This window comes from [Micrococcus luteus] ATCC 49442, from assembly GCF_010367585.1.
Taxonomy (GTDB): Bacteria; Actinomycetota; Actinomycetes; order Actinomycetales; family Micrococcaceae; genus Arthrobacter; species Arthrobacter luteus_A.
The window spans coordinates 1,221,056-1,239,266 of the sequence record NZ_JAAAXP010000001.1 but is presented as its reverse complement, the minus strand read 5'-3'; the positions used below and the strand labels follow the sequence as shown (position 1 = coordinate 1,239,266).

Here is an 18,211-nt window from a genome sequence, read left to right as displayed (position 1 = left end):
CAATGGGTGACATCTCACGGCACCGCGACATCTTCCTGTTCACCCAAGACGTTGTCCCGCCACAACTGCTCAGTGATGCCGGGCTCACAGCGGGCGACATGACCTACCTCGAGCTGGGCAACTACCTCACTGATGTCTCCCAGTTCCGCGACCCAGTCACATACATCTTTGCCAAGCAACGGATCTGGCGCGATATCGTCATCCCGACGACCAGGGACAAGACGCAACTGCTCCGGGGAATCTCGGCGCTCGTAGCCGGCGCCGCGCTCGCGGGCTCGCAGGTCGCCAAAGAGCTGTTGTCGGGCACCGCGGAGGATGTCGCCGAGGGAGCCGCTTTCGGGCTGGCCGCCTTGGGCGGGATTCTGGCGGCTCTTCCCTCGGACACGTACGCCGACCTGGCCGGAGCTGACACTTGGATCGATACCCTCCTCGGGACCCCGATCGAGCGCACGCAGCTGGACAAGACGCCGGGCGCGCGGGCACTGCGGGACGTGAAGCACTTCGGTTACCTCGGCGAGTTCTTTCGCCTCTTTATCGAAGGCACCACCCACTTTCTCTTCGCCCAGGATGTGCCGAAGCGCACCGACGGTAACTGGGGAAAGGTTAAGCCGATTCCCGAGTCGAGGGTGGAGGAAGTGTTCAAGGAGTTCTTCACGCAGTACTATCCCCACGAGCACACCGACCAGCCGCCGTACACCTGGGACGCGAGCAAGAGGCCGTCCCACCCCAACATGTACGGCCCCGGGCGCCGCCAAGCGAACCTGCGTGACGGCGATATCGGTGTAATGAACGCGGTCGACGTGCACTACGTGGGCTACTTGGCAGAGGCGCTGGCGAAGGTGGAGCAGGACTGGCAGGCGCTCAAGCGTGACGATCAGGCAGGGCGGCAGCAGTTGCTGGTGCGGATGGGCAAGCTGCTGCACGGTGTCGAGGACTGGTTCTTCCATTCCAATGTAGTCGAGTTGCTCGAGCTGCGCAGCTTCCGGCCGGAACAGTTTGCGGGCGAGAGCGACGAGGTATTCCTGGAGCGTTTCGTCTCAGGTGTCGCCAAGCACCGTCCGGAGTTTGTCGCCGCCGACGCGACCGAGCGGCTTAGGCTGAAGCGCCGTCTTTACCGTCGGCTCCGCTTTCCTGCGTACGACTCAGGCACTAAGACGCAGAGCGCCGGCCGGTTGAGCAGCACCCGGATGTCCACGCCGAGTCTTCGACACGCCTACCCGGCATTTCCGTCGTCGCAGGACACTGCCCATACCCTGCTGCACGCTTTGGAGAACCTAGAGCACAAGGCCGCCGGTGAGCCCGGCGAGCTGCCGACGTGGGTGACGAGCGCGCTCGAGCAGAGCGGGCTTGAGGCTCCCCAAGGGCTCGGCCAGCTGGGCCAGCCGGTGGTGATGGCCGGACTCGAGCACAAACTCCGGGAGTGGGTGCCGTTGATTCTCACACTGCTGAGCGAAAATGAGCGACAGCGGCTGGCCGCCAATGTGGCGCTAGAGAACTGGCCTCTCACCCCGGGAACGCCTCGTCCTCCCCGGACTGTGAAGGAGACGGAGGTCGAGCTCCAGACCAAGCGCCACGCAGCAGCCCTGGAGCCCCACAAGACTAAGGACGGCCGCACCGAGAACAACTACGAAGAGTTCGTCCGGTACCTTGTCGCGCGCGGCCACCTGAACGCGCACGGCAAGGAGGCGATGGTTGCCGCATTTGAGATCGACCGCAAGGCCGAACAACTCCCGACGGACGCACCCGGGTGCGGCGGTTTTCTGATTCAATTCGCCGTCCAGCTTCAGGAGCTCCTCGATGCGGGCGACGCAGCGACTGATGCGCTGAACAAGCGCAGGGACTCGGTGCACGGCCAGGAGTCCGACAACGGCGCCTTCAACGAAATCGTCGGTTCCCACTCGCTGATGTCGAAGGACACCCTGACGTCCGTGCCGTTCTTCAATGACGCGCGGGTGCTCGCCAGCGTCGCCTCATCATCGGTGTTCACGATCATGCTCCAGCAGGCGGGCGCACGGGTCGCGGGACGCCGGCTGGCATGGGATGAGGTGCTGCACCACCTCATCCGGTTCCCGCCATCGAACGGTGGCTGGGAAAGGCGCGCCCTGGCCATCTTCGGCGAGAAACAGCAGATTCCCACCTTTTCCGACCTACCCGAATTCACACGGCTGGTCGGGCAGTCCGTGCGGACCGCGGCGCCGGTGGGCAAACCAAGGCACTCGAAGCGCGAGGAGCTCGAGGAGCGGTACCTGCGGCTTGAAGCCGAAGTGTCGAAGTATAGATATCCATGAGACGCTTTGGCCATCCAGCCTGCCTGGGCTGGGAGCCCCGAATGGTGCCAACGGGTTTCGCGACCGCAAAGGATGGGGCGCCCGGCTCTCCTTTTGGGCGACACAATCTAGAGACGCTCCAGTCCTGAGCAAGGAGGCTGCCGGAGGGACTGGTCCGGCAGCGCCCTTATGAGCTTTTCATCGTCGACGAGATCGGAGGCACCCCGTTGGAACAGGCCGTAGCGAACCTTCCAGGCGTCTCCTCACGCTACGAGCATGCCTCGCAGATCCTGACCTCTGCCGTTGACATTCCGACCCCGCAAAGGGTTCCGTTTCCGACTGTCATTGACAGAAGGGTGTCGCCACCCACGCTGATCGGCACTGGTCACGATAATTCGAGTCGCAAAGCTAAGATTGCTTTTCCCGCGCAAGGAGCAGGCTGATCCCATGGCTTCATTTCGCATGATCCGACTCATTTTCCCCTTCACTTACCATTTGCGACGTATTATCGGCGTTCCCGACAAGGGGGAAATAGCATTATTGGGGGCCGAAGACCATCCTCTGCTTCAGTCGTGGTGTGTCCAAATAGTCACCGATGGCAAGACCCAACCCACATCGTTTGACCTCCCGAAGCTTGAAAGTCATGTCGATGTGAAAATCCTGCCACATCAGAATCCTGCACATGGTTCATGGAAGCAGTTTCACCAAGATTCAGACGATACGGGGCGTTCTCCTGCTAACAGCACCAAATGGTTCCTGCTCGCCAAAGGTCATTCACGTGTGGTCGAGCCATTCATAAAACAAGGAAATAGCCCGTCAGCGGATTCGCCGGGCCAGCCGGTCAGCATCCTCCGTCTCAGGCTCGGTGATGAGCGCCTAGCCGAGCCCAGCGGGAAGAATGTGTTTACGACAGAAGCCGCGAACGCTCTAGGTTCGGCCTCTGGAGACATGCCCGCGGCCGTCTATTCCGAGCTCGGCAACCAAATCCGGCTACTAACAGATGTCCGTTTCAGACTCCTGACATTCGTCCCCACAGTTAGTGGTCTGGCTCTCACCATTCTCCTAACACAACCAGTCCGGGACGCATCCCCCCTCCTCGTCTTCCTAGCCTCAGTCTTCGGCTTCGGCATCACTCTCGGCATTCGAATTTACGACGTGCGCAACTCCCAACTCTATGACGATCTCATCAGCCGAGCCCGCTCCCTCGAAGCGCTGTTCGGGGTCGAACGGGGCCCCTACATGCGCAGAAGTAGGAGCCTGTGGCCTATCGAGCATGATTTCGGGTTGCTCGTCGTCTACGCCCTAGTGCTGAGCGCCTGGTTGGTTAGTGCAGTTGTTTCCCTATCGATTGCTGTGTCCCAAGTGGTTGCTAGTTAGCAATGCCCTGCGACTATAGGGATTCGGCGGGTTCTTGCAGCTGGGATCGGCAGTCCGCACAAGGTTGGGCAGGGCTCCCCAGCCCGCTGTTCTTACAGTCCTAAAAGTGTTTAGATCGGAGGTTTTCACATGGATCAGGGGATTCGTTTGGATGCTTGGGTGCCTTTATTTCAGACCGGCCTATGGGTTGCCGGCTTGCTGGCGCTCGGAGTGATTTTCAGACGCGAAGTTACTGCGTTGCGCAAAGAGATGCTCCGCCGGTTAGAGCAAGGAGGTCCGGTCAAAATCGGGGCTTGGCTGGAGTTGGGGGAGGTCCGGAAGGAAGTCCGGGATATCCGTGGCCAAATCGACGATCTATCCTCAAGGGTTAGCAAGTTGTTCCTCTTGACCATGTCACCCACGATGTATTTGAACCTCCGAAAGCTGGAGTCCGGCCACTTCGGGCCATTCGAAGCCAACGACGGACTGGACCGAGAGCTTCAGCACCTACGCGATCTCGGCTACATCGAGGTGCCCGGCGGCGTTCGGCAATTGCCACGTTCCGGCCCGGACCTCAGCCAACTCGCGTCCATCACCCCGACCGGACGAGATTTCGTCAACCTCCGGGAATCCCTTCCGAGCAACATGACCTGACGCGGCCCCCACGGGAACTCCCTGACCACGCACGGGCAGAAGATCAAGACCAGAGGCTTCCGGCGCAACCGGATTGAGCACCGCTTCCGGCGCGACCGCGGCAGCAGCCGCTACGACGCGCCGCAGCGCTTACCGGAGCTCCGGCAACCATACAGCTTGCGCAAACCCGGCACCCAGCCCGCCGACAATGACTGGCACGGCCTGCAGACCTTTCGTCCTACAGCAACGGCTACTTCCCCATGAGCTTCCTCGGTCGCTGAAGTGGAACCGACTTCGTCAACTCCGAGGACGCGTCACCGCTGGCAGCCATCGGAGTTGAACTGCGCCCGCGCGGCTCGCTCGAAGAGTTTCCCGACCTCTCGGTCTCAGATCCGCGCGGCGACGGCCTCCAGGACTTCGTGCTGGTCGACCAGGTTCGCATCGACTACGGCCCTTTCTTCTCGGCCACCGTCACTGGGCCCTGCGTGACGATGTCTGACCGCCCACTGTTCGCGGACACACCTCCCCCCGGCAATCCGTGAGACCCCGAAAACTTCGCTATTCTGCCAGCTATGAGTCAATTTGGGGTTCGTACACTGCAACCAGTTGACCGGCGTCCGCTGTTGCGAGAAATGGTACGTCTCTCATATGGCCTGACTTCCCACACGAGTTATGGCATGACCTACCGCCTTATCTAGCGCGGACCGTGCCTATGCAATGTCGAGATCGGACGGTGGGCCGGTATCTGCGGGCGGTTCAAACAGCCAATAGGGGTAGGTCTCGCCAGGGAGAACAATTCTTCCTGGCGACTGTCTGTTCTCCAGCCAGGCATGCCAGATCCTCCGCTGCCGGGTATAGAGGTCCTGCTGTTGCATGACAGTTTCGGTAACCCCCAAAAGTTCTGCGCATGTCTTAAGACTCGCGGCACCAAGAACCCACCCGTTGACGGTCCACTTTGCCAGACCCCAGGACGCCAAAGTCTCAAGAGCCTCATGAACTGTTGATCTGCCAATACCTGTAACGCCAATGATTTCGGGAACACGAAGGGCCTCCCCAGCTTGTTCCAACGTCTCGTAGACAAAAGCCGCAGGAAGCCCTAGTTCACGAGAGACCCTCTTACGGGTGTGTGCTCAAATGCTGATTTCGACTCTAATCTGACAGTCGTTGGGGGGACCAGCTGACTTCAGGTTGGGGTGGAGTTGAGTCCGACGGGAATCAAAAGGCGGGCGGTGAGCAGGGGTTGCACTCGAATCGGACACGACCGGGGCAGCGCTTGCTCTAAGCCATGGCACGTAAGAGCTCGACATAGTCGTATTCCAAGTCGAGCTACAAAGTGGCCCTATGCCCGGAGGGATAGTTGTTGCCAAACAAAGGTTTCAATTGTCCGTTCCTTGTACGTGGGTGTTCCGTCGCCGGGCGGGCGCCCCGGATCTCGGGGGTGCCTGTTGCGAAGGGCGTGCCTGCCCGGCGGACGGAAATCTGTGCGTCTCTACGCTGCGGCGAGCTCCTCCTGGGTTGCCTTTTCCCGTGCCTCGGTGAGGTAGCGGGCGTAGGCGGGGAGGATCAGGAAGGAGGGGAAGTCCTGGCTGAGGGTGACTTCTTCGAAGATGTCGCGGGCGTCTTCGAAGCGGTCGCCGTCGAAGCGTTCCAGGACCACTCCGTCTAGAAAAGAATGATGCGGACGGACGGGTCTACCGCTTCACCTATAGCGGCGAAGGGTCCAACCCTTTAGTACGAGCTTCAAGGCTAATAGGCGATGTAGACATGCATGGGGAATTTATCATTCGAATCAACTCTGAACGGACCGTCGCTACTGTCGTTTTCAGTGGCAAAGTGGACTCGTTCCCGGCATTCGAGGGTTACGCTGCAGCAGACGGGGGCCCCGCCAAAGTGCTTTTCATCAAGGAGCCACGACCAGGCAAGACGGCCTTGACCGCATTGCCGGGTGGCGCTGATCGAGAAGTAAATGGACTTGCTAGATTCCCCTGAGCTAGCAGGCTCCGGGTTGTGTCGAACTGCAATTTACTTAAGCTGCTGGTTGCGCGACCGGGCCAGCATGTCCTCATGCGTCAGTTCCTCGGGATTGCCGCAGCTGGACAGTGCCTAGCTGCAGCACACGACCGGACCCGCTCACCGCCATTTTCGCCGCACAGTTCCGTCGAAGTATGTGCTCGAATCCTGAATCAATGATTCATTGAATGCATCATTGGCGCAAGACGGTAGGCCTTGCGGTCCAGCGTGCGCTCCTGAAACGCGACGTGGACACGAACGAAGGCATTCCACACTAAGGGAAGCAGGAACGCTACGGACTGCAAGCGACGGGAGCTTCCCAGTGGGTCCGAAGATACAGGCCCGTTCTTGGTACCGCGACGAAAAGGCATAGTCCACCGTGAGGGATGGCCGGCATCTTCTAGGGCTCTAACACCATCAGGTAGGGGTTACGATTTTTAGCTATGTTCGATTCAATTACTGGTAGCACATATGTCTACCGGAAAGACTCTTTATGTTTGAACGATTTACGGACCGTGCCCGGCGCGTAGTTGTGCTTGCCCAAGAAGAGGCACGCATGCTGAACCACAATTACATCGGTACCGAACACATCCTCTTAGGCCTGATCCATGAGGGTGAAGGCGTTGCCGCCAAAGCTCTTGAGTCCTTGAGCATTTCCCTGGACGGCGTTCGCGAGCAGGTGCAGGAGATTTGGGCCCAGGGGCAGCAGGCCACTTCCGGTGAGAAAGCGCAGCAAGTCAATAGTCAGGGACAGCATGCGCCGGCGGGCCACATGCCCTTCACACCCCGCGCCAAGAAGGTGCTGGAGCTCTCGCTGCGCGAGGCCCTGCAGCTCGGCCACAACTACATCGGCACCGAGCACATCCTGCTCGGCCTGATCCGTGAGGGCCAGGGGGTCGCCGCCCAGGTGCTGGTCAAGCTCGGCGCCGACCTGAACCGGGTCCGCCAGCAGGTCATCCAACTCCTGTCGGGCTATCAGGGTGACGGGACCGCTGGGGCAGACACTGGTCCGGGCATGCTCGAGGGTACCCACGCCGGTTCCGCAACCCTAGATCGATTTTGCAGCAACCTCACTCAAGCTGCCCGGGACAACAAACTATATCCGGCAATAGGGCGTGAAACGGAAATTGGACGCGTAATTCAGGTCCTCTCGCGACGCACCAAGAATAATCCCATCCTTATCGGGGAGCCCGGAGTAAACAAGACGGCCGTCGCGGAGGGCCTCGCTCAAGCGATAGTACGGGGGGATGTAACCAGATCTATTCAGGACAGAGAGTTGTATGCATTGGATCTGTCGGCGCTGACTACTCCAGGCGCCACTTTCGAAGACAACTTAAGCGCAGTTCTCAAGGAAATCGAAACCAGATATGACATTATTCTGTTCATTGACGAAATCCAAATTTTGCTAAACGTCAAGGCCCCTGGACTAGTGATCGATGTTATGTCACGTGTAACTACGCTGTTGCGAAATGGAAATGCAAAAATAATAGGCGCGACGACGTCAGACGACTACCGAAGCATTATTGAACCGAATATGCCGCTCCAGCAATTTATCGATCAGATCAACGTCGACGAGCTTTCGGTATCGGCTACCGTTGAGCATCTGAAAACCGTATGGGACAGGCTCGAGGCCCACTACCGCGTAACTATAACTAGTGATGCCCTCGCTGCTGCCGCACTTCTTGCTCATCGGTACCTACAAAACAAGTTTTTACCTGATAGCGCTATTGCACTGCTTGATGAAGCGGCTGGCGCCGTGTCAGTACGCCGGCTAAACCGTCCGCCTGAGCTCAGGGCCGTAGATGAACGTATCGCCAAAGTGAGGATCGAAAAGGAGTCCGCGATTGATGCGCAGGACTTCGAAGGTGCCGCTGCCCTCCGTGACCAAGAGCAGCAGATGAACACCGAACGCGCTGAGATAGAACGCCGCTGGAAGTCGGGCGACCTGGACGACATCCATGAGGTGGACGAGGACATGATCATCGAAGTTGTGGCCACTCTCGCTAATGTGGATGCCGCCCAGATTGCCGACACTCTCAGGCCAAGGATTGACCAGCAACCGAAGGTTCAAGAAGAGGCGGCGGACTCGTATGCCTTGCTTGGGGACCAGCCAGTCAAGGATACGAACTACGACCTACTCGGGACCGCAAAGAGCGCAGCGTCGATAGCGTCGATTATCAGTCATTCTCGATCTTCTTCCCCTTTCGTCTTGGCAGTCGACGGAGGTTGGGGTATGGGCAAAAGTACGCTCTTAGGTCACATCGCCTCCAATCTTAGTCAGGTCGCCGGTGTTGAAATAGTGCACTTCAATGCATGGACATCGCAGGGCGAGAACGCCTTGGAGGGGCTTATTAAGTCAGTTCTCATCAAACTAGATCCGAGTTCTCTCAGACGTGGTCTTCGACGTATAGCTAAACACGGCCGGATGATGCTCTTTGTTCGAATTCTCTTGGGAGTCGTCGCTCGATTCGCAGGGGTCAGCCGGATCGTGGATCAAATCTGGAATGAACTTGAGATAGACGCGAAGGGACGTAATGAGCTTCGTACTGCAATTTTCGACATGCTCTCGGAATGGACGCAGAAAGAAGATACTGGTGCGATCGGACGTCACCTTATTATTTTCATAGATGATCTAGACCGCTGCTCCGATCGCGTGATAGTCCAGATATGCGAGGCAGTCAAATTGTATCTAGATGCTCCAGGGCTGATCTTTGTGATCGGTTGTGACCTCAGCGTTTTACGCCGAGGTGTGTCTGCTTCTGACCGTGGAAACGAAGCTACCGTGTACCTTGAAAAAATTATTCAGGTAGTTCACAGACTTCAACCGGCAAAAGAAGAGCAGATAAGGAGTTTGATTCGTGGCTATGCTCATCGTTCGGGAACTGAGGCTCTTATCGACGCAACGGTTGAGGAAATTCTCTCCAAGCGCACCGGACGCAATCCACGAAGGATAAAGAGAGTAATTAACAGCTTTGTTCTCGAAAGCCATCTGAATCCGGCGTGGACGTCTCCAGAAGTAGGAAATGCTCAGCTGATCAAGGCAGTCATCATCCAGCACTTGTATCCTTCATTTTATGAGGTGCTTATCGACGAGAGGTCAGGTCTCGATCCCATTGGAGACTTTCTCGATTATGCGGAAGTCAAAGGGCGCGCTGCTGACCCTCCACCCACGAACGACAGATGGTGGTCAACGAACAGTAAGCTCTTTAGGCGACATGACATCGCCCCGCCTTCCAGATCGACAACGGAGCGCGAGGGGCTAATGGCAGCCCTATCCACACTTGAGTCCGTCCTTCCGAGTGAATATCCTCCTCTAGCCCGAGATGTTGACTTCATCTCACTTCTGCATGGAGTGGGTGATCGCAACGCCAGGATGGCACTTCGGTCCCTTCTTATGAACGAGCCACTTGGCACGGAAACATTCACAGCTGTTTGGCAGGGGCCCGACATGTCTCGCGGCTAGCCCGACTCAACCTGTGTCCGACGGGAAGGAAGCGAGGCACTAGCCCGGTTTGTCCGTCCTCCGTCCGGGTCGAAGCCCCTTTTGCACAGAACGAAAACTTCATCTTCGAAGGCAGACAAAACGGCTCTTCGTGGTTCGTGGGGAATTGATCTCGTGTCGTAGATGACAGAAGGGCCCGTGGCCCTGCTGGGATGAGTGTGTCTAGCATTCAACCAGGAACAGGACCACGAGCCTTGACTGAGCCTACCGGGGTGGCCTCCGACGCTGCCACCAGCATCTTCAACCTGCCCGACTACCGCGTCATTTCCGCCACCGTCCTGGACGACGGGAGCCGCCGGATCATTATCGAAACCGACCAGCCACCTGGCTGCCCGACCTGCGGTGTCGTAGCGACCAGGCGGAAGGAACGACATGTCCAGCGGATCCGGGACATCCCGGTCGCCGGCGCCGTGGAAGTTCTCTGGTCCAAATACCGGTGGCACTGCGAGGAACGGACCTGCCCACGGCTCTCGTTCTTTGAATCCACGACCCAGGTCCCGCGCCGTGCCCGGTCCACCGGCCGGCTCCGGGACCACGTCGTTGACGCGGTGATCCGTTCGGGACGGGCAGTGTCCGAGACCGCTGCGGCGTTCGGTGTCTCGTGGTGGATGGTACGGGCCGCGCTGAATGAAGCCTGCCTGCTCACGCTGCCTGATGTCGATGAACTCAGTCCGCGGATGCTGGGCATTGATGAACACCGGTTTCGGTCCGTCCGATTCTTCCGCGACCCGGAATCCAGCGCCTGGATCCGACAAGAGCCCTGGATGACCACGATCGTGGACCTGGACACCGGGCAGGTATTGGGCGTGGTCGATGGGCGGGACCACAAGGGTGTTAGTGACTGGCTCTTCGCCCGTCCCCTGGACTGGCGGCTGGGCGTCCAGGTCGTGGCTATCGACCCCTCGGCCGCGTTCCGCAAGGCGCTACGGATGTGGCTTCCACGCACCGGCGTCGCCGTCGATCATTTCCACCTCGTCTCCCTGGGCAACCAGGCCATGACCGAGGCCAGGCAGAACCTGTCCCAGCAGGTCAAGGGCCGACGCGGCCGCACCGTGGACAAGGCCTGGGCGCACCGGATGCTGCTCCTGCGCGCCGGCGACACCCTCAGCGACAGCGCAGCACACCGCCTGGCCGAGGTCTTCGCCGTTGATGACCCGACCGGCAAGCTCGAAGCGGTCTGGAAGGTCAAAGAACAACTGCGGGCACTGCTCCGCACGAGCTCCCTCGCCGACGCAGCCGTCGCGAAAGAAGAACTCCACGTCCTTGTTCAGGCCGCCGCGCGGCCCGAGACGAACAAGCTCTACCGGACCGTTTGCAGATGGTGGAACGAGATCGAAGTCCTCATCATCACCGGCGCTACAACAGGCAAGGTCGAGGCCAACAACACCGCCATCAAACACATCAAACGCACCGCCCGCGGCCACCGCAACCCAGGCAATTACAAATCAGTTATTCTCATGAGAAGTGCCGCCCGGACGGCGGCATGACACTCATCAGGGATTCCAATTCCCCATGAACCGCGAAGAGCCGACAAAACGCACTCGGTCACGATCGACTGTGTGGTCACTCAGGACGGATGGCGGCATGCCTCGCTTTGCCGAGATGCTGCGGGGGAACCCCACTCATGCCTAACAAGGGTTTCTGGTTTGTAGTGATTTCCTGTACTACCCCTACGTCCTGAGATGGAAGGTGCTGAATCGCGGTGCAGAAGCTGAACGAGAGAACAATATCCGTGGGCAAAGCTGGCGGCCGGGAAGTACCAGGTTCCCTGGGCCTTCCATCCATTCCTATGGATCCGTGCCGCTCTCTCCCGAGGGGGAGAACCTGCGCCCGCTCACGACGGACGTGCTGAGCAGCTTCGTCGAGGCACTCACTGGAAACTGCTCCGGCTCATCTGTACGCGAACGAACGGCAGGAAGTTGTTTCGGGACTCGTGACCCGCGGTCCGGACGAGCCAAGACCTACGTTATACGCCACGGACCCATATCATGCGTGCAGCGGAGAACTGCTCGTACGCCGGCTCCACTTCCACTGTATTGCGTACCGCGCTCCATGCTTTGGCTCTCCCACAGACCAGTAGATTACCGCTCCATTCTCCATAATCACGGGGCTTCCATCGTTGACCGGAGCAAATTCCCCCCGGCCGATTTGAAGCGTACCAATAGCCGATGTGCAATAGGCATCGGCAGGCATGAGGAGCACCATGGTAAGCCGACCAGTAACGTAGTCCACGTGGGTCTCTAAGGAGTCCCCGTCTGCACCGGTGAAGGCGTTTGAATACGTTATCTGGCTGAGTACCGGAACACTTTCGCCTTGGGCTACGTTTGAGAGGTCGATGTCGAGTTGAAGCTCCTCTTTAAAATTCTCCTGATTCGCTCCCGTGTGCGCGACTTGGACCCGCGCCGCCTTTGCAGACTGAGGGTGAGTTGGACTCCCAATAAATTCTATGTTTCCTGTCGAGGCGTAGTGGAACCTCAGTTGTGAAAAGTTAGTCGTCCGCTTGACGAAGTAGTAATCACTAAGTTTTCCAAATGCCCCTGGTCTATCGGGTGGAGAATCCCGCAGGTCAAGAAATTTCAGAACCTCCTGTATCACGATCGGGGAGTCCGTACGTCTAGCCCGTTCTTCAAGTCCCCCAGTGCGCCATATGCGGTTTAACACGAACATGCAAACTACAAAGCCAACGAAAGAACCTCCCAGCGTGACTGCACCATTGTCGAACGTGCCCGTTGCACCGAGCAGACCAAAGCAAACTACCGCAGCCACCAAGCTGATCACAGAAATAGTGACAGCACGGCGCCCTCGCTCGTCTAACCACATCTGGACCCCTCCGGTTCTCCTAACGGGTGCGATTTGCCTCAGCTTCAATAACTTTGTGCAGACTTCATCACTTCAACCGTTACTGGTGCGTTATCGGTTAGGGACTGTCCGATAAACGGTGTGTGGAGGCCGGCCGGTTTTCATTATTGAGTGGTTCTTGCAAACCGGCCCGCGAAGGTAATCGCGAACGCGTTTAGCGCAGGCTTCCAGCTCTTTACCAACGTGCGCGGCCGCCGCCGGTGGGATCAAGAGACCTGGTGACCAGGTACAGGCATTTCAGGGCAGCGGTCTCAATTGGAAAGTGCCCGCGGGCCCACACCTAATGCCGACGTCGGCATTAGATGTCTCCGACCATCCTTGTTCCCGGCACGGTGGCGCTGAAGTCGCGGTTCCCGTCCGCGTCCTGCATATGGTTGCGTATGTGCCCGGTCCTGGCGGCCGGGTCAACGACCGTGGTCTTCTTCCACGCGCGCATCCGCACTGCCCGCAGGCCCTGCTTTTTCATGATGGCACCGACCGTTCCCGGGGCAACCGGGATGCCCTCATGGCCGAGGATCGTGGTGATCTGGTCCCTGCCGGCCAGGCCTTTCTCGCGTCCAAACACGCGCTCCACCTCCACGGTCAGCTTGTGGTGGCGGACCTGTGTCGGGGTCGGTTCCTTCGGCATCGTCCAGCGGTAGTACGAGGACCTGGGGACCTTCAGCTGCTGGCACATCCAGTCGATCTTGTAATCGGCCTTCTCCTGCCAGATGAACGCGTAGTAGTCGTCTATCGTTGCTTCGCGGCGAAGAAGGCGCTGACTTTTCCCAGGAACTCGATTTCCCGTTTCAGCTCCGCGTTCTCGGCCTGCAGCGCCTTGTACTTCGCCCCCTCCACGGGGCCCGGCTCATCGGCGGCGACGTCGGGATGCTCTTCCTTCCAGACCCGCACCCAATTCCCCAAGGTCCCTTCATTGACCCCTATTTCGGCCGTGACCTGGATCAAAGGACGACCCGAGGAAATCACCAGCTCAATGGCCTCAGCCTTGAACTCAGGGCTGAACTTACGACGATCGACATGAAACAGATTCTGCTAACCCTGTCTCAAATCACCATACGGGCGCAGGTCTTAGAAGAAGTCGTGTCGGGTGAAGCACAATGTTCCAATGAGGATTTTCATAAGCAGCGTTCGGCGTGGGTTGGAACTAGAGCGGGACGCGCTACCGGGCCTGATCAAGGCACTTGGGCACGAGCCAGTTCGTTTTGAGGACTTTTCCGCCCAATCGGTCCCAAGTAGGGAGGCCTGCATAAATGGTGTGGAATCTAGTGATGCCTACCTGCTGTTGCTGGGGCCTCACTACGGCACGGTGTTTCCGGAGACCGGGCAATCAGCGACACATGATGAGTGGGTGGCAGCACAACGGGTGGGCATCCCCCGTTTCGTATTCCGCAAGTCTGGTAGCACCTTCGACTTAGAGCAGCAGGAGTTCGAAAGAAGCCTTGGTGATTATGGTTCGGGCCGCTTTTATAAGGCCTTCTCAGATATAGCGGAGCTTCAACAAGCTGTGGTGGCGTCCATTCGCGAACTCGAAGCCTCACCGGAATCCATGGATTTCGAACCGCTGCACGAATCCGTTGCGATTCGCTGGCTAGGAGAAGAAGCTGCTCGGAACCAGTTTTCTTCCTCAGAACGTTCCCCTTTGGAGATTCATGTGGTTCCGCTCGACGGAAGTCCCGTCTCCGCCCGACTCCTTGAACAAATAGGGACGGGCCTGCCGAAGCATGTCAGAAACGCAGGGCTCGTCTCTGCTGCTCAGGGATTGGAATTGGACCACATCGAAGGTGGTGTCGTTGTTCAGTCTCCGCCGCCTCTACGCAGGGGCGGTTTTCATGAGACTCACGAAGGCTCCTTCGCGGCAGTGATGGTCCGCAAGTCCGGGGGGACTACTGTGACATTCAGGCTTCCAGGGGACACAATGGGGTCGATCCTGGACGCTCGGCAATTAGCTCAGGACATAGCATCAGCGTTGCGCCTATCCGGTCGGATCGACGTAACAGGGGCCGCCAGGTTTGCCATTGGCATGGGAATCACCTCGACATCGATGGTGGCGGTCGGGGAACTAGGACGCGGTCCCCGTAACAGCGTTGGCATGCGCCTTAACAGCTCACCGCTTCGTCTGGAACCTGATGAAACAGTAAGCCGCGCGGCACTGGATCGGGGGGCGGGCGAAATCGCGTCTATGCTCGCCCGGTCGTTGATCCGCGCATTTGAAAACTCGGCGTGAGCGTCCGTGGGGACCTCCGCTAAGGTCCGTCGTCCCGCGTTGTCGAGACGTCGCGCGGATCGCGTCGACGGCACGAGCGATGGCGTTGGCTTAGAGGATCGCTTCGAAGTGTAGGACTGCCCCGCGCAAAAAACTCGTGGGTCATTCCTATTCCAATTGGCCTAGCTGGAGCCGCACACCTCGGCAAAGGGTCAACAACCCTGGGAAGCAATGCCCTCGCTGTGAGGCCGCAGGGCGCCTACTGGCACGACAACGGCGACTCGCGGAACCCGGGCCCTTTGAGGATGCCTGCTAGCGGCAGCGGTTGTCCCAGAGCCTCGACCTTGCCGATGTTCAGCAGGAGCGCGGGAACGGGATCATGTCCGTCAATGGTCACTTCGAAGCCGACCGTGACCTGTCCCTCATCGGTGTCCTCGCCGAAAATATCGAGCTCAAGCAACGTAACCGAGGAGACGGCATTGCGGGAATCACTCTGACATGCTCCGCGGGGATCGGGGGGGTATTCGACGTTTTCTGTACAGCCGGCAGAACGTCATCCCAGGCCGAGAAGATGAGATGCGCAGTGAAGACGACAACCTCATAACGGGTTTCTTGGCTGCGCGGACCGACCAGCTTGAATAGGGAGAGGAATAAGTCTTTGTCACTGACAGCCCGGATCGCCCTCTCTACAAGGGCCAGTAGGATGAGCCGAGTGGATCCGAACGATTTTTCTTCCTTTAGCCTGGAGTCTGAGAACAGGGGACTGTCCTCCGATCCCCGGCACCTCTACCTAGATTGGCCCTTGGCTTGGGAATACGACGGTGAGCTCTATGACTTCGCCGAGCTCACAATGCACCTGTGGCGTGCCTCGAGCTACATGATGGGCGAGGCGATCAAAAGATCCCAGGAACAAACTATGGCGGCAAAACTCGTTTCTGCCATGTCATGTGGCACGGCTGTCGAACTCCTGACCAAAGCTTTCCTGGCTCATGTCAATCCAGCGCTAGTGGCCGCGGACCCTATCTCCACGCTTCTTCTCTCAGGTGAGGTCGAATATTTGCCACAGCACCCGAAGCTAAGGACGCGCATGGGCGCGGATGTACTGTCGAGCGCTCGATCGATGATTGAATCCAAAACTTCGACCTCTCCATGGACTCAGCAACAGCAGGAACTGGTGTTGGAGGCGCGAAATTCTGTAGCCCACTTAGGACTGCTCAGGAATGATGGAGCAGACTTCAATGTCAGCAGGAATCGTGATCATAGAGGCTCTGCTCCCTCACACGGAGCCGTACAATTTGGATTATTGGGCCCACGGAGCCCTGTAATGGGACCAACAGGTCCGGACCCACTAACAATGAGAACGTCCGGGAGCCGCCAGGCGGACTCAACGAATACGGCTACTCGCGCGAGGTCATCCGCGGCTGAGGTCCGGCGTCGAGGCCGCACTTGTGGCGGGACGATACCAGGCAAGCAGGTATGAAATTGACGGGGACACTCACAGCGCAGGCCACTGGAAGTGCAGCATCGGAAATCCTCTGCGGTCACCTAAGGAGCGGAACACTTTGAAATCACGGGCCGCGCTAAGAAATGGATTAGGAGCAGACAGGCGTGATCGATGGTCTGGTCATCCGCTACCGGGCGTTATGAGGGCCGACGTTCGCTGAAGATTTTCCAACGGGGGCTCATGTAATCCAGCTAGATGACGATTGATCTCTTGGAATCGTAGTTACCGACCGCGCACAAGTCGATTGGCGTAGCGAAGTCGTCATGATGACGCGAATGTTGCCGTCATCACATTGTCCACAGCGATGCACGCCTTCCGGTTTAGCATCAGCAAGACGTAAACGACGTTCCGCGGAATGATTGCCCCAGGCAACAAGTTGACATAGGGTCCAATGATCGGCTCTTGAGAACGGCAGGAGAGGTCCCGGAGGGACTCTATTGCGGGTCAGATGATTCTTGCTTGACGCTCAGGCTATGGATAACGCCACCTCGCAAACCGGCGTAGCCTTGCTCCAGGCAGCGGTGGGTTGCCGTCGGGCGTGCGCCGAGGCCGGACGTACGCCCCGCGCCCGCACATTTGGCGGGAACTTCGACTGCCCGAATACGCACGCGCTAAAACTAGGAAACGTGACCAGCAAGGGCAACGGGTGCCCGACTAGGCTGAGTGAATGTTCAAATGGCAGGAAAGCGTTCGCGCTTGGGCAACAAGTACCTTTGAATCGGTCCGGGACGTCGGCCTCCGAGTACGACACAGCCGATACTCGATCGTTTTGGTGGGCACCAGACTGTTCACAGTCCAACGGCCACGTAAGACCTCTTTGTCTCACTACTATGCGTATGTAAAGCCCCTTCCGCGCCATCGCCAACGTCACATCGACGAATTCCTCCGATCGGAAGTTCCCTTCGACTGCAGCACGCAGCTTCACTTTCGTATCGACGACGGTCGACGAGGAAAGTTCAAGCAGATTGAGGTGGTTCCAGGCCGCTGGAGACGCGGATGGGCATCAGACATGGTACGGGCTCTCCTCAAAGCTCATCCCGATGTCAACTGGCAAAATGAATCTCTCAACCCAAAGAGTGGTCCACTGTTTGAGCGACTCAGCGCCGAGTACCCGGAGCGCATCGCCAAAGTGGTCCCTCGAGTCGACGGTGGATATTCGATTGGCAATCGTCCCTAACCCTCCGTGCGCTTAGTCCGGAATCTGGATGGAAGAGCATGCGAGAGGCACAGGCTTTCTTGCCCAGCCCCGTTTTTCCATGTCCGGTCCATCAGTCAAGGGCGGGTACCGGTTTGGTACCATAAGGCATGGCTATGAATCTCCGTGTCCCTGAAGACCTCGATCGGCGGCTGGAGAAGTTGGCTGCCGAGGAACATACATCCAAGTCCGCGCTTCTGTTGCAGGGAGCGGAGTTGGTTCTGCAGCGCCACGCGCGCCGGCGTGAAATCAGCGCAGGTCTTGATTTTGTTATGAGTCATGACGCTGATCTGCTGAAGCGCCTTGAAGACGCGTGACAGCGTACCTGAACATTGAGGATGCACTTCAGGTAGTTGACGGGTACGGCTTCCATATCCGTGATGTCGGGTTGTTGGCCTCTGCATTGGCCAGGCCGGCTACAACTGTCATGGGCGCGGAAGCCTATCCGGAACTCGCGGTGAAGGCCGCAGCTTTGTTGGAGTCGGTCGCCCGGTTCCATCCACTGATTGATGGCAACAAACGAACGGCGTGGACGCTTACGGTGCTGCTGCTGTGGATAAACGGTTACCGGCATGACTTCGCCACGGATGAAGGCTTCGACCTCGTCGTCGGCGTCGCCGCCGGCACTATCGACCTGCCGAACGCTGCCATCGAGATTTCCAGGCATCTGGTGCCCCGGTAG

The 18,211-nt window shown here is 58.4% G+C and carries 13 protein-coding genes and 3 pseudogenes; 9 read left to right on the top strand and 7 right to left on the bottom strand.

Features of this window, described 5'->3' with window-relative positions:
* The first annotated feature begins 2 nt into the window (after positions 1-2).
* The 3 genes from GUV69_RS05705 to GUV69_RS05695 all read left to right on the top strand — a co-directional run bounded on the left by GUV69_RS05705 (position 3) and on the right by GUV69_RS05695 (position 4,277).
* Positions 3-2,288 carry a hypothetical protein gene (locus GUV69_RS05705; protein WP_164200509.1) on the top strand — a complete coding sequence of 762 codons (2,286 nt, stop codon included), beginning with the start codon at positions 3-5 and terminating at the stop codon, positions 2,286-2,288.
* A gap of 426 nt (positions 2,289-2,714) precedes the next feature.
* Positions 2,715-3,644 (top strand): hypothetical protein, encoded by a 930-nt coding sequence (locus GUV69_RS05700; RefSeq protein ID WP_164200507.1) that lies wholly within the window; start codon positions 2,715-2,717, stop codon positions 3,642-3,644.
* Between the two features lie 129 nt (positions 3,645-3,773).
* A complete protein-coding gene (locus GUV69_RS05695) occupies positions 3,774-4,277 on the top strand; it encodes a hypothetical protein (protein WP_164200505.1) in 504 nt (167 codons plus the stop codon).
* 689 nt (positions 4,278-4,966) lie between these two features.
* On the opposite strand, the gene GUV69_RS23615 is transcribed toward GUV69_RS05695, so the two are convergent.
* Both GUV69_RS23615 and GUV69_RS05685 read right to left on the bottom strand, forming a co-directional pair.
* The gene (locus tag GUV69_RS23615; protein ID WP_164200503.1) at positions 4,967-5,323 is read right to left on the bottom strand and encodes a helix-turn-helix domain-containing protein; all 357 of its coding nucleotides are present in this window, start codon (positions 5,321-5,323) and stop codon (positions 4,967-4,969) included.
* 422 nt (positions 5,324-5,745) lie between these two features.
* A pseudogene (locus tag GUV69_RS05685) lies at positions 5,746-5,907 on the bottom strand (malate synthase A); the annotation flags it as partial.
* Positions 5,908-6,759: 852 nt separating this feature from the next.
* On the opposite strand from GUV69_RS05685, the pseudogene GUV69_RS23610 reads away from it, so the two are divergent.
* From GUV69_RS23610 to GUV69_RS05675, 3 genes and pseudogenes are all read left to right on the top strand, one after another.
* Positions 6,760-8,235, top strand: a pseudogene (locus GUV69_RS23610) (Clp protease N-terminal domain-containing protein); the annotation flags it as partial.
* Positions 8,236-8,241: 6 nt separating this feature from the next.
* Positions 8,242-9,729, top strand: a complete 1,488-nt coding sequence (locus tag GUV69_RS23605) for a KAP family P-loop NTPase fold protein (protein WP_431197123.1) — start codon at positions 8,242-8,244, stop codon at positions 9,727-9,729.
* Positions 9,730-9,962: 233 nt separating this feature from the next.
* Complete coding sequence (locus GUV69_RS05675; protein ID WP_164200499.1) at positions 9,963-11,255, top strand: ISL3 family transposase; 1,293 nt, start codon at positions 9,963-9,965, stop codon at positions 11,253-11,255.
* Between the two features lie 499 nt (positions 11,256-11,754).
* On the opposite strand, the gene GUV69_RS05670 is transcribed toward GUV69_RS05675, so the two are convergent.
* From GUV69_RS05670 to GUV69_RS05655, 4 genes and pseudogenes are all read right to left on the bottom strand, one after another.
* Complete coding sequence (locus GUV69_RS05670) at positions 11,755-12,546, bottom strand: hypothetical protein (protein ID WP_164200497.1); 792 nt, start codon at positions 12,544-12,546, stop codon at positions 11,755-11,757.
* 185 nt (positions 12,547-12,731) lie between these two features.
* Positions 12,732-12,907 (bottom strand): annotated as a pseudogene (locus GUV69_RS05665) (IS256 family transposase); the annotation flags it as partial.
* Positions 12,908-12,925: 18 nt separating this feature from the next.
* The gene (locus GUV69_RS05660; RefSeq protein ID WP_164200494.1) at positions 12,926-13,303 is read right to left on the bottom strand and encodes an IS3 family transposase; all 378 of its coding nucleotides are present in this window, start codon (positions 13,301-13,303) and stop codon (positions 12,926-12,928) included.
* 53 nt (positions 13,304-13,356) lie between these two features.
* Positions 13,357-13,653 (bottom strand): transposase, encoded by a 297-nt coding sequence (locus tag GUV69_RS05655; RefSeq protein ID WP_164206250.1) that lies wholly within the window; start codon positions 13,651-13,653, stop codon positions 13,357-13,359.
* A 61-nt stretch (positions 13,654-13,714) separates the two neighbouring features.
* Between GUV69_RS05655 and GUV69_RS05650 the strand changes: the two genes are divergently transcribed.
* Positions 13,715-14,851, top strand: coding sequence for a DUF4062 domain-containing protein (locus GUV69_RS05650; RefSeq protein ID WP_164200492.1), 1,137 nt, complete (start codon positions 13,715-13,717; stop codon positions 14,849-14,851).
* Positions 14,852-15,089: 238 nt separating this feature from the next.
* On the opposite strand, the gene GUV69_RS05645 is transcribed toward GUV69_RS05650, so the two are convergent.
* Positions 15,090-15,290 carry a hypothetical protein gene (locus GUV69_RS05645; RefSeq protein ID WP_164200490.1) on the bottom strand — a complete coding sequence of 67 codons (201 nt, stop codon included), beginning with the start codon at positions 15,288-15,290 and terminating at the stop codon, positions 15,090-15,092.
* A 2,355-nt stretch (positions 15,291-17,645) separates the two neighbouring features.
* On the opposite strand from GUV69_RS05645, the gene GUV69_RS05640 reads away from it, so the two are divergent.
* Positions 17,646-17,846: a ribbon-helix-helix protein, CopG family gene (locus GUV69_RS05640; RefSeq protein WP_104999716.1), complete on the top strand. Its 201-nt coding sequence runs from the start codon at positions 17,646-17,648 to the stop codon at positions 17,844-17,846.
* A complete protein-coding gene (locus tag GUV69_RS05635; RefSeq protein WP_164200487.1) occupies positions 17,843-18,211 on the top strand; it encodes a type II toxin-antitoxin system death-on-curing family toxin in 369 nt (122 codons plus the stop codon). Before GUV69_RS05640 ends, GUV69_RS05635 begins: the two co-directional genes overlap by 4 nt.